At 39.9% G+C, this 12,139-nt stretch carries 12 protein-coding genes and 1 tRNA gene; 11 read left to right on the top strand and 2 right to left on the bottom strand.

What is annotated here, in order from left to right; translation table 11 throughout:
• Nucleotides 1–192: YgiQ family radical SAM protein (locus tag KKH91_02875; protein ID MBU0951758.1), on the bottom strand; the 192-nt coding region annotated here is incomplete at its 3' end.
• Nucleotides 193–329: 137 nt separating this feature from the next.
• Here KKH91_02875 and dxs point away from each other — a divergent pair.
• From dxs to holA, 5 genes are read left to right on the top strand one after another with little or no spacing between them, the layout of a single operon-like run.
• On the top strand, nt 330–2,192 hold the full coding sequence (gene dxs / locus KKH91_02870) for a 1-deoxy-D-xylulose-5-phosphate synthase (GenBank protein ID MBU0951757.1): 1,863 nt from the start codon (nt 330–332) through the stop codon (nt 2,190–2,192).
• Complete coding sequence (locus KKH91_02865; GenBank protein ID MBU0951756.1) at nt 2,182–2,949, top strand: TlyA family RNA methyltransferase; 768 nt, start codon at nt 2,182–2,184, stop codon at nt 2,947–2,949. The genes dxs and KKH91_02865 overlap by 11 nt, the downstream gene beginning before the upstream one ends.
• Before the next feature lie 50 nt (nt 2,950–2,999).
• Nucleotides 3,000–5,420 carry a leucine--tRNA ligase gene (gene leuS / locus KKH91_02860; protein MBU0951755.1) on the top strand — a complete coding sequence of 807 codons (2,421 nt, stop codon included), beginning with the start codon at nt 3,000–3,002 and terminating at the stop codon, nt 5,418–5,420.
• A 17-nt stretch (nt 5,421–5,437) separates the two neighbouring features.
• Nucleotides 5,438–6,013 (top strand): hypothetical protein, encoded by a 576-nt coding sequence (locus tag KKH91_02855; GenBank protein ID MBU0951754.1) that lies wholly within the window; start codon nt 5,438–5,440, stop codon nt 6,011–6,013.
• Nucleotides 6,014–7,003, top strand: a complete 990-nt coding sequence (gene holA / locus KKH91_02850; protein ID MBU0951753.1) for a DNA polymerase III subunit delta — start codon at nt 6,014–6,016, stop codon at nt 7,001–7,003.
• Here holA and rpsT read toward each other — a convergent pair.
• Nucleotides 6,995–7,273, bottom strand: coding sequence for a 30S ribosomal protein S20 (gene rpsT / locus KKH91_02845; GenBank protein MBU0951752.1), 279 nt, complete (start codon nt 7,271–7,273; stop codon nt 6,995–6,997). The two genes, holA and rpsT, sit on opposite strands and share 9 nt — an antisense overlap.
• 144 nt (nt 7,274–7,417) lie before the next feature.
• Here rpsT and murJ point away from each other — a divergent pair, with 144 nt between their 5' ends.
• The 6 genes from murJ (at nt 7,418) to galT (ending at nt 12,137) form a co-directional block, all read left to right on the top strand.
• Nucleotides 7,418–8,986: a murein biosynthesis integral membrane protein MurJ gene (murJ, locus tag KKH91_02840; GenBank protein ID MBU0951751.1), complete on the top strand. Its 1,569-nt coding sequence runs from the start codon at nt 7,418–7,420 to the stop codon at nt 8,984–8,986.
• Nucleotides 8,979–10,277, top strand: a complete 1,299-nt coding sequence (locus KKH91_02835; GenBank protein ID MBU0951750.1) for an excinuclease ABC subunit UvrC — start codon at nt 8,979–8,981, stop codon at nt 10,275–10,277. Before murJ ends, KKH91_02835 begins: the two co-directional genes overlap by 8 nt.
• On the top strand, nt 10,274–10,801 hold the full coding sequence (locus KKH91_02830; GenBank protein MBU0951749.1) for a lytic transglycosylase domain-containing protein: 528 nt from the start codon (nt 10,274–10,276) through the stop codon (nt 10,799–10,801). The genes KKH91_02835 and KKH91_02830 overlap by 4 nt, the downstream gene beginning before the upstream one ends.
• Entirely contained in the window at nt 10,794–11,045 is a 252-nt protein-coding gene (locus KKH91_02825) for an MGMT family protein (protein MBU0951748.1), read from the top strand. The genes KKH91_02830 and KKH91_02825 overlap by 8 nt, the downstream gene beginning before the upstream one ends.
• Before the next feature lie 7 nt (nt 11,046–11,052).
• Nucleotides 11,053–11,124, top strand: a tRNA-Glu gene (locus KKH91_02820).
• 11 nt (nt 11,125–11,135) lie between these two features.
• On the top strand, nt 11,136–12,137 hold the full coding sequence (galT, locus tag KKH91_02815) for a galactose-1-phosphate uridylyltransferase (protein MBU0951747.1): 1,002 nt from the start codon (nt 11,136–11,138) through the stop codon (nt 12,135–12,137).
• Nucleotides 12,138–12,139: the final 2 nt, after the last annotated feature.

The following is a 12,139-nucleotide window of genomic DNA, read 5'->3' as shown; positions in this document are numbered from 1 at the left end:
CGCAGTATGTTCATTTTGTATATCCGGTTGAGCGATTATCCCGACTTTATAACCTTCTTTGGTTAATAAATTCCCAATTACGGCTACACCAATAAACGGGCTGTCTAAATAGGTGTCGCCGCTTACAAGGATTATGTCGCACTGAGTCCAGCCCAGCTTCTTCATTTCGTCTGACGTTGTTGGCAAGAACATAGCTGTATTCTACGTTATTTTCGTATTGTAGTCAATTATTACCTCCCTACCCCTGCCACTAAAAATTGACAATTTCCAGCTTAAAAAGTATAATTATTACCTACCAAAGTTAATATTTTAATCAAAGGCGTCCATTCATGGGAAAAATACTCGATAAAATCGACAAACCGCAGGATTTAAAACTCATCCGCAGGGAATTAATGCCTGAACTCCTTGAAGAAATCCGCAACGAAATCATCGAAACTGTATCAAGAAATGGCGGTCATATCGCATCCAGTTTAGGGTGTGTAGAGCTAATCACAGCGCTCCATTACGTTTACAATACTCCTGAAGATAAAATCATATTTGACGTAGGCCACCAGGCCTACGCTCACAAGTTACTTACCGGCCGAAGAGACAAGTTCAAAACATTAAGGCAATATGAAGGTATCAGCGGTTTTCCTGTCAGAGAAGAATCTGAATATGATGCTTTCGGTGTAGGGCATTCTTCAACATCAATATCAGCCGCTTTAGGTTTTGCAGTTGCCCGCGATTTAAAAGGCGAAAAAAATAAAGTTATAGCTGTTATCGGTGACGGCAGTATGACCGGAGGCATGGCTTTTGAAGGCCTCAATAACGCCGGCCATATCAACACTGACATGCTGGTAATTTTAAATGACAATGAAATGTTTATTTCGCGCAGGGTCGGCGCAATAGTAGGATATTTTGCAAAATTATTAACCCTGGGTTCCGTCAAAAGGATAGAAAAAAGAATAGAAACATTTTTAATGCGGATAAGAAACTTTGGTTCCTATTTTATCCGTATTGCCAGAAGATTCAAATTCTTGTTCATCCCAAGCTTATTATTTGAAGAAATGGGATTCACTTACATCGGGCCTGTAGACGGAAATAATTTTAATGCTTTGGTTGAAATATTATCTAATATCAAAAAAAATCATGGCCCCACTGTTTTACACATAGTCACAAAAAAAGGCAAAGGCTATCATCCTGCAGAAAAAAACCCCATTAAATTTCACGGAGCCGCGAAGTTTGAAATAGAAACCGGCGAAGCGCAAAAGTTTGCAGGAACGGACAATAAACCGACCTATACTGAAATTTTCGGGCAAACCTTAGTAGACCTGGCAAAAAGTGACGACAAAATTGTAGCTATAACTGCGGCAATGTCCGAAGGCACAGGGCTGAAGCCGTTCGCAAATGAATTTCCAAAAAGATTTTTTGATGTAGGCATAGCTGAACAGCATGCCCTTACATTTGCAGCGGGCCTGGCGGTAAGCGGTTTGAAACCGGTCGTTGCGTTATACTCCACGTTTCTTCAAAGAGGTTTTGACCAGCTAATTCACGATGTAGCGCTTCAGAACTTGCCTGTTATCATAGCCATAGACAGAGCCGGAATAGTAGGAGACGACGGCAAAACACACCAGGGAATATTTGATATATCCTTCATGAGGTTAATACCTAATTTCGTCATTATGTCACCCAAAGATGAGCAGGAACTCAAAGACATGCTCTACACCGCAACCCAATTGAACAAACCAGTAGCGATAAGATACCCTAGAGGTAAATCTATCGGTGTTAAACTTAATGCATTGTACACAAACATCCCTTTAGGTAAAGCCGAAGAACTGATTAGCGGCAAGGACATGTACATATTAGCCGCCGGCAATATGGTTTACCCTGCTCTTGAAACTCAAAAGATGCTGAAAAAAGAAAATATAGACGCCGGTGTCATCAATATGCGCTACATAAAGCCTCTGGATGAAAAACTTATCGGAAACATTTCCAAAAAAGCAAAGAAAATAGTTACCCTGGAAGAGGGAGTGTTAACCGGCGGTTTAGGCAGTGCAATAAAAGAGATAGTAAGCGGGCCTGATGTTAAAATTCTGAATATCGCTTTGCCCGATAAATTTATTGAACATGGTTCGCAGGATATATTAAGAAATAAATACGGTTTATCTTCAGACAAAATGTTTGAAACAATAAAGAAGTGGTATGCAAATTAACGACAAGCCAGCCAATAAAACTGTACGGCTTGACCAATTGATGCTTGAAAGAAAACTGGTTGAAAGCAGGGAGAAAGCGCAGGCTCTTATACTTTCAGGTAATGTCAAGGTCAACGGTGAAACCGTACCGAAAGCTTCAAAGAAATTTAGCCCTGATATGTTAATTGAAGTAAAAGAACCTTTGAAATATGTTTCGCGCGGCGGGCTTAAACTTGAAGAAGCGGTTCAACATTTCAGTATAGATATAAAAGACAGGGTTTGCCTGGATATCGGTTCTTCAACCGGCGGGTTTACTGATTGCCTTTTGCAGTCGGGAGCAAAGAAAGTATATTCGACTGATGTGGGCAAAGGGCTGATTGACTGGAAACTCCGCAACAATCCTAAGGTTGTTTTATTAGAAAGTATTAATTTCAGGTATTTTGACTCGGAATTATTAAAAGATGAAATTGAAATCATTACTATAGATGTTTCCTTTATTTCGTTGGATAAGATTTTGCCGAAAATAAAAGAGGTAATTAAGAATAAGGTAAAAATTATTGCTCTTGTAAAACCGCAGTTTGAAGCAGGAAGAAGCCAGGTGAAGAGGGGAATAATTACTGATGAGAAGGTTCAGCTTGCAACGGTTGAGAAAATCAGGAGTGTTGCGCAATCATTGGGATTTACATATAATGGTGTGGTGAAATCCCCGATTCAGGGAGCAAAGGGCAACACAGAATATTTGATTTATCTTACAAATTACGGTAATGACAACCAATAATAAGAGCTGTAAGCGTTGAAGTTGTAGGCAGGATAAAAGATAAAAATAAGATGAATTACGATTTTAAAAGTTTTGAACCAAAATGGCAAAATTTCTGGGAAGAAAAGAAATTTTTCCTCTCAGATGAAAAGTCTGCGCTTCCAAAGTTTTACTGCCTTGTGATGTTTCCATACCCTTCCGGCAAAATACATATGGGCCACGTACGAAATTATGTTATTGGTGACGTTATTTCGCAATATAAACGAATGAAAGGTTTTAATGTATTTCACCCGATAGGCTGGGATGCTTTCGGCTTGCCCGCGGAAAATGCCGCAATTAAAAATAACATACCTCCAAAAACCTGGACAAAAAAGAATATCGACAATATGCGCGAACAGCTCAAGGGTTTGGGCATAACTTATGATTGGACCAGGGAAGTCGCTACCTGCGACCCTGAATACTATAGGTGGAACCAGTGGTTTTTTATAAAGATGTTCGAAAGAGGGCTTGCCTATAAGAAAAAATCTTCAGTTAATTGGTGCCCGTCCTGTAAAACAGTGCTTGCTAATGAACAGGTAAAAGAAGGGTTATGCTGGAGATGCGATTCAGAAGTAGAAGAAAAAAGCCTTGAACAATGGTTTTTTAAAATAACTGATTACGCAGAAAGGCTGTTAGAGGGCATGGATACAATTTCCAAAGGCTGGCCTGAAGAAGTAATAACCATGCAAAAAAACTGGATAGGAAAATCCATCGGAGCTGAAGTTGATTTTAAAATAGACAACCCTCCGTCAAAAGATATTTCAGAGATCCGAATATTTACAACACGTCCTGACACTTTGTTCGGGGCCACTTTCATGGTTTTGGCTCCGGAACATCCGTTGTTACAACTGGCGAAAGTTCCTGACACCGTTAAAGAATACATTGTAAAAACAAAAAAGAAAACACGCCTTGAAAGAATGTCAACTGAAAAGACAGGTGAATTTACAGGCCTGTATGCAATTAATCCCATGAATGATAAAAAAATACCTATCTGGACCGCAGACTATGTTACTATGGAATATGGTACAGGCGCAATTATGTGCGTTCCGGCGCACGATAAAAGAGATTACGAATTCGCAAAAAAATTCGGCCTGCCGATAGTTGAAGTTATAAAACCTCCTGAAAATGTTGAATTGCCTTATGAAGAAGAAGGAGTTATGGTAAATTCAGGACAATTCAGCGACGAGCCTTCCGCCGATGGAAGGGAAAAGATTATAAAATGGCTTGAAGAAAAAAGCATCGGGGCAAAAAAAATACATTTTAGAATTAAAGACTGGCTTATATCAAGGCAAAGATATTGGGGGACTCCTATTCCCATAATATATTGTGACAAATGCGGCATTCTTCCTGTACAAGAGAAATCATTGCCTGTTTTACTTCCGGAAAATATAAAAATTACAGGAGAAGGCGAATCGCCTTTAAAACATGTTGAAGAATTCTACATAACAAAATGCCCTAAATGCGGAGGAGAAGCCCGCAGGGAAACCGACACTATGGACACGTTCGTGGACTCTTCCTGGTATTTTGCAAGATATTGCGACCCTAATAACGAAAACAAAGCTTTTGATTCCAAGAAAACTGATTACTGGCTGCCTGTTGACCAATATATCGGCGGTATTGAACATGCCTGCATGCACCTGATTTATTCCAGGTTCTGGTTTAAATTAATGAAAGACCTTGGCATGATTAAGTCAGAAGAGCCCTTTTTGAAATTGCTAACGCAGGGCATGGTCACCCTTGGCGGGGCGGCCATGTCAAAATCAAAAGGGAATATCGTTGAACCATCAACAATTATCGACAAATACGGCACTGATACCACCCGCCTTTTTGTCCTTTTTGCGGCTCCACCCGAAAAACAGCTGGACTGGCAGGACACAGGAATAGAAGGCTGCTGGAGATTTCTGACGAGGATCTGGCGGCTGGCTGATACCATGCTTGAAAACAAAAATCAGAAACCCGATAAAACAAAAACAGAAAAACTTGAAATGAAGATGCATCAGACCATACAAAAAGTAACCCAGGACCTGGAAAAAAATTATCAGTTCAATACGGCTATATCCTCAATCATGGAACTGGTCAATGAGTTATATCAATACCCTTCGCTGGGCGACGAAATATCAAAAAAAGCGTATGAAACCGTAATAACACTCATATCTCCGTTTGCTCCTCATCTAGCGGAAGAGCTTAATCATATGCTTGGTAAAACAGAAAGTATCAGAAAAGCAAAATGGCCTGATTATGACCCTAAAAAAACTGAAGAAGCTGTTGTAGAAATTGCCGTACAAATCAACGGCAAAATGAGGGGGACCACCTCTGTACCCAGAGATATAAACGAGAAAGACTTATCAGCAATTATTTTAAAAGACCAAAAATTTGCTAAATACCTGGCAGGAAATATTAGAAAAAACATATATGTTCCCAATAAAATAATGAACATCGTTGTCGAACAATAAGACAGGAGGGATTAAGTATGAAGTTAAGAATTATTGCGTTTTCATCGCTGCTCTTTATTGGTTCTTGCAGCATGTACCAGCCGCAGATGCAGATTTTACCCGAACACATTAAAAAAGTTGCCATCAGGCCTATCGTAAATGATACTACCGCTTACGGCCTTGAAGATAAACTTTTAATAAGAATCACTGATGAGTTTGTAAGAGACGGCAGGTTCACCATCACGGGTGAAGACAATGCTGACGGCGTTGTTGTATGCAAAATTACCTATTATACCCTCCAACCGCTTACTTACGGCCCAAATTTTGATCCCCAGCAATACAAACTTAGAATGCTTCTTAACCTCTATTTTATAGACAGGACTAAAAATGTTACGCTTTGGGAAGAACCCAGTCTTGAAGGCACAATAAATTATAATGCTCCCACTCTACCGGATGGCAAAACTGAAGAAGAAGCCAGGGATAGTGTAAGGCAGGACCTGGCCCAAAAAATTCTAACACGCACTGTTAATGGATTTGGGTCGGTTTCGGGTATTTCTGAAAAAAAAGTGCCAAAAATTTCAAGCACTACTGAAAATGCCCCCGTTCAACCCTAAATGCCATTCAAAAAATTCTTTGAGCTCTCCGGCCGGATAAACAAAACCAATATTTCCCCCGTTTATTATCTATGGGGGGAAGAGCACCTATTACAGGAAACGTTTTTAAAGCAGCTCGAAGAAACTTTGTCCTCAGCAAATTGTGAAAAAAGCATTTTTTACGGTTCCAGCCTCAATGTCGACGACCTGGTTAGTTCAATAGCTTCTCTTTCGTTATTTGCAACCCAAAGATTGATCGTTATCAAAGAAGCTCATAAAATAAAGGGGAATAACGAGAAAATAATTGCAGGAATAATCGGGCAGGGTAACCTTGCATCAAATATTGTTTTCGTAAATATTCTAAAACTTAAGAAAGACCAGTTAAGCAGGAATGAAATTATAAAAGCGGCGGCAGAACAAGGGGATGTGGTTGAGTTCAGGCAGCTTTACCCTGAAGAATGCATTAAATTTGCCATAGCCGAACTAAAAAAAAGCAATAAATCCATATCAGGGCAGGACGCAGAATATCTTTACCAGACGGCCGGTGACAATCTTTTTGACCTGAAAAATGAAATTGACAAATTGGTTTTATTTGCCGGCTCGAAGGATACAATAACCGGCGACGATATTTTCAAATGTAGCGGGTTTATAAAACAAGAAAATATTTATGAAATAACGGATGCTATTTTGGAAAACAATAAAACGAAAGCGCTCAAGCTGATAGACAATCTTTTGGATTCGGGAACGGAAACTTTCCATCTTTTCAATCTTTTTTTCTGGACCTACCGCAGGATTATTATGGCGAAAGCCCTGCAAAAAACCAATACACCTACTGAGATGATACTACGAAAAGTAAAACTTTGGGACAGGAATTTCCCCAGCAAGATAAAAAAATTCAGCCATTCAGAGATTCTTAAAAAATTAGAATGCCTCTATAACGCTGAATTATCAATTAAATCAGGGAAGATAGAAAACGCTGATTTCAGGGTAGTAGCCGCGGAATTATTTTGAAGAGTTTACAAGTCTCATAATCTGCGACTTTTTACGGTTTGTTGCGTTTGGATGGAATATGTTGTGTTTTGCCGCTTTATCTAATTTGCTTACTGCTTCACTAAGAAGTTTTTTTGCCTCATCTGTGCTTTTATTAGCAATAGCTTTTTTGATTTGTTTTATGACCAGTTTAATTCCTTCTTTTATGTCTTTATTGAATTTCTGACGTTTTTTTGATTTTCTTAGTTCTTTTATGCTTGAAGTGTGCCTGCCTGTTTTTAGCTTTGCCATTTTTGTTCCACCTGAACACCCAATGTTACGCGCTTGGAAGCGTATTGGGTGCATTTCCTTTGAATAGTATTTTTGATTTTTCGCGTAGAATATTATAGTATATGCTTCAAAGATTGTCAAATTATTTAAAATTAATAGTTAAATATGGACCAGAAAAAAATCACAAAATATGCAGGCACTGTATCAGCAGCAACAGCGATCTCACGCATATTGGGTTATGCCCGCGATATGATGGTTGCCCAGATTTTTGGTGCAGGCATGTTCGCCGATGCTTTTTACGCCGCCTACCGCATTCCCAATCTCTTCAGAAGGCTTTTGGGGGAAGGTTCTGTTTCGACAGCATTTGTGCCTGTTTTCAGCAGTTACCTTGAAACAAAAACAAAGGAAGAAACCCAGAACCTGCTTAACAATGTTTTCACTGTCCTTCTTATAATACTTGCTGTCATAACAGTACTGGGAATCATTTTTTCCCGCCAGTTGACAACTCTGATAGCTTTCGGGTTTATTGCCACGCCGGAAAAGATGGATATCGCAGTAACCCTTACTCAATTGATGTTTCCTTTTCTCTTTTTTGCCTGTCTTGCTGCCCTTATGCTTGGGGTGTTAAACTCATTAAAAAAATTCTTTTTGCCGGCGGTGGCGCCGGCATCGTTGAGCATCGCTGAATTGGTTTATGCCGCGCTCATATTTTACGTGCTGACTCTCAGCGAAAGCCAGCAAATCAAGGGCCTTGCCATAAGCGTTGTTGTAGGGGGTTTTGCCCAGTATTTTGTCCAACAGCTGGATGTTTTCAGAAACGGATTCCATATTAAATTCAAGTTAAATCTCAAACACCCCGGTTTAAGGCAAATAATGTTCCTGATTATTCCTACAATAGTAAGTTTTTCGGCCGACCAGATAAATACTTTTGTTGACACTATTTGCGCCTCATTTTTAAAAGAAGGCTCCATAACGGCGCTATATTATTCAAACAGGCTTATGCAGCTGCCTTTAGCGCTTTTTGGTATAGCTATGACTACAGTCAGCCTGCCTATAATGTCCCAAAGTTATGCAAAAAATGACATGCAGCAAATGAAACAAACCCTAAATTTTTCATTATGCCTTTTACTATTCACCCTATTACCAGCAACAATAGGTTTTATAGTGCTTGGTTTGCCTATAATCAGATTATTGTTTGAGCACGGGAAATTTACTCTTGAAGCCAGTAAGATAACCTATTCGGCACTCGCTTATTTCTCTCTGGGGTTAATCGGATATTCATTTACAAAAATTCTTGCAAGTTCCTTTTACGCCATGAAGGAAACAAAATTTCCTGTACGCACGGCTTTGGCAAGCATGGTTGTAAATGTTATTCTGAACATTTTGCTCATGGGCCCCATGGGTGTAGGCGGTCTCGCACTGGCAACTGCGGCAGCTTCCTATGTAAATTCTTTTCTATTGCTTCATTATTTAAGAAAAAGGATAGGGTTGATCGGCGGGAAAGAAATTATGAAAAGTTTCCTAAAAATAGCAATTGCCAGCCTTTTGATGGGGCTGACGGTATATCTTTTCTCCACCTTCCAGTACCCAAACCCGCATTTGTTATTAAACGTATTTATATCGATTCTTGCCGGTTTGATTGTTTACGCTTTAGCGGCAAAACTCCTGGATATTAAAGAAAGAAAACCTGTATTTTCACTATTGAGGATAAACACAATATTTGGTGATGAATAAATATACCGCTTCAATGCCCCATGCCCCGGGAGTATACCTGATGCGCGACTATTCAGGAAAAATACTCTACGTGGGCAAAGCCATAGACCTCTTTAAAAGGGTTTCAAGCTATTTCAACCGAACCAACTCCGAACCAAAGACCGCTGCGCTTATAGCCAACGTAAGAGTTATTGATTATATCATTGCCGATTCCGAAAAATCCGCCCTTATACTTGAAAATAAACTGATAAAAAAGCTTAGGCCAAAATACAATGTTATCTGGCGGGATGATAAATCCTACCCTATGATATGCATAACAGCCCAGGAGGATTTTCCGAGGTTATGTGTTGCCAGGCAGCACCAGAAAAAGGATAAATCAGCAAAATACTTCGGTCCTTTTGACAGTGCCGGCGATATAAGGGATTTGACCAGATATTTGCGGGGTTCTTTCAATATCAGGCCCTGTAACTATGAGATTTCCGAAAATCGCGGGCTCCACGGCTGCCTGTATTTTCAATTAGGCCAGTGTCCCGCGCCATGCCTTGGGAAAATATCCAGGGAAGATTATTTAAAAAATGTACAAAATGCGCAATTATTTCTTGAAGGAAGATACTCCCGGTTATTGTCGAACTTAAAAAAAGCTATGTCCTTGTCGAGCGAAAAACTTGATTACGAAAAATCCGCCAAGTACAGGAATAATATTCAAAGCATTGAAAGCATGTTTGATAAAATCAGATTTCGTGAAATAAAAGAAGGCGACGTTGAATCAAATATAAGCAAATCCCGGGGTTTAAGCCGACTTAAAGAATGCCTGGAGCTAAAAAAAGTGCCCGTAAATATTGAGGCAATAGACATTTCAAACATACAGGGGAAAGAAGCTGTAGGGTCGCTGGTCCGCTTCACCCGGGGGCTTCCGGACAAGAAAAATTACAGAAAATTCAAAATAAAAACAGTCCAGGGCGTTGACGATTATTCAATGATGAGGGAAGTTGTTGAAAGAAGGTATTCCCGGCTGATGAGGAACCGGCAAATGATGCCTGATTTGGTATTAATTGACGGGGGGAAGGGCCATTTGGATACGGCTAAACAGGTGTTCGACAAGCTTGGGATAAATAACCTGTCGTTAATATCGCTTGCCAAGGAAAATGAAGAAATACATATTCCCGGAAAAGACAAACCTTTAATATTGGATAAGGATAACCCTGCCTTGCATATTTTACAGCACATCAGGGATGAAGCCCACAGGTTTGCCATAACTTATCACAGGAAACGCAGAGCCATGCGGCTGGGCGCGGTAAAGAGCGTAAAATGAAAAATTGTCTTTGCCTGGTAATACTATTGAACATGGCTGTTTGCGCGGATTCAAAACCAAAAATTGAATTTGAATATGATGATATAATTATTTTTCATGCCGCGCAAAATTATGTCGACCCTTTCCTGGTAAAAGCCGTGATTAAAGTTGAGTCAGGATTCAATTATAAATGTATTTCCTGCAAAGGCGCCAAAGGATTGATGCAATTAATGCCCGGGGTAGGACAAATGCAGGGGGTTAGAAATATTTTTGACCCTTATGAAAACATAGGAGCAGGGACCAGGCATTTGGCTATACTGCTCGACCTTTATAACGAAAATCTGGATAAGGCTATTGCCGCATACAATGCGGGAATAGGGGCAGTCGCCAGGTACAAGGGCATACCGCCATATCCTGAAACAAGAGATTTTGTAGCAAAAGTAAAAAAATACTATAAAAAGTACAGGAGCACTCACTATATAAGGAGAAGAAACATCCAATCCTTCAAGGATTCCACGGGCTATATGTATTTCTTTAATGAATAAACTGAAAAGTTACCCCGAATTCTATCAGAAAGTATGGCTTGCCTGCCTCAAAATACCTAAAGGTCAGACAAGGGCCTATAAGTGGATCGCTGAAACGATTGGAAAACCTAAAGCGTACCGGGCTGTGGGCACCGCCCTTTCAAACACAGGTATACACATTCACATAAGGTTTTTGCCGACAAAGGTTTTGGACGAGTTGACTTTAAATACGTTAAATGGTAGAATAAAAATCTGCCAAATATGACTTTTTTGCCCCCATCGACTAGCGGTTAGGTCATCGCCCTTTCAAGGCGGTAACAGCGGTTCGAATCCGCTTGGGGGCATTTTGAGCTTTATGCCTCAGTTACGACAGAATATTGCGACCAGGGAATGGGTAATAATAGCAACTGAAAGAGCAAAACGGCCCGAAGATTTTGCACAAACCGACAAAGAAAAAACCAAACAAGAATTACCGGAGTATTCCTCTCAATGCCCCTTCTGTCCAGGAAATGAAAAAAATTCTCCCACTGAAAAATTTTCCATACACAATGACAAGGGCTGGAAAGTAAGGGTTATACCCAATAAATTTCCGGCGCTTGTATCCGAAGGCAAAAAGGAATTTAAAAACGAAGGTATTATACGCCATATGGACGGCTTTGGCATACATGAAGTAATCATTGAAACTCCCCTGCATAACACAACCATAGCCCTTATGGAAAACGCCCAGGTAGAGAATATTATAAAAACTTACCGGAACAGGTACATGTCTGCAGTAAATGATGAACGTATAAAACTTGTAACTATTTTTAAAAATCACGGCCCTTCAGCCGGCGCTTCCCAGGAACATTCTCATTCACAATTGATAGCTTCACCTGTTGTTCCTGCGCATATACGCAGCAGAATTGAAGATGCCATGCGTTATTATGATGACAATATGGAGTGCGTTTTCTGTAAGATGATAAAGGGCGAAATAAAATCAGGGGAAAGAATAGCCGCTCAGACAGAGAATTTTGTTGCATTTATACCCTACGCGGCTTTTTCACCTTTTCACTTATGGCTGCTCCCCAAAAAGCATAATCCCTGTTTCCAGCACATTTCTGACGATGAGGTTGAAGAATTTTCTTCGATATTAAAAGAAATCTTTGCAAAGATATATCACGGGCTGAATAATCCCGATTACAATTATGTCATAAGGTCATTGCCGGGTAAAGCCAGGCATAATGATTTTTTTCACTGGTATTTAAGTATTGTGCCCAGAGTTACTAAAACGGCGGGTTTTGAAATAGGTTCGGGGATGTATATAAACGTGGCGCTCCCAGAGCAAAGCGCAAAATTCTTAAGAGAATACAAATTATAATT

The sequence above is a fragment of the Elusimicrobiota bacterium genome (assembly GCA_018816525.1).
Taxonomy (GTDB): domain Bacteria; phylum Elusimicrobiota; class Endomicrobiia; order CG1-02-37-114; family XYA2-FULL-39-19; genus OXYB2-FULL-48-7.
The sequence above is the reverse complement of the archived record's forward strand: the minus strand, read 5'-3'. Positions and strand labels throughout refer to the sequence as shown.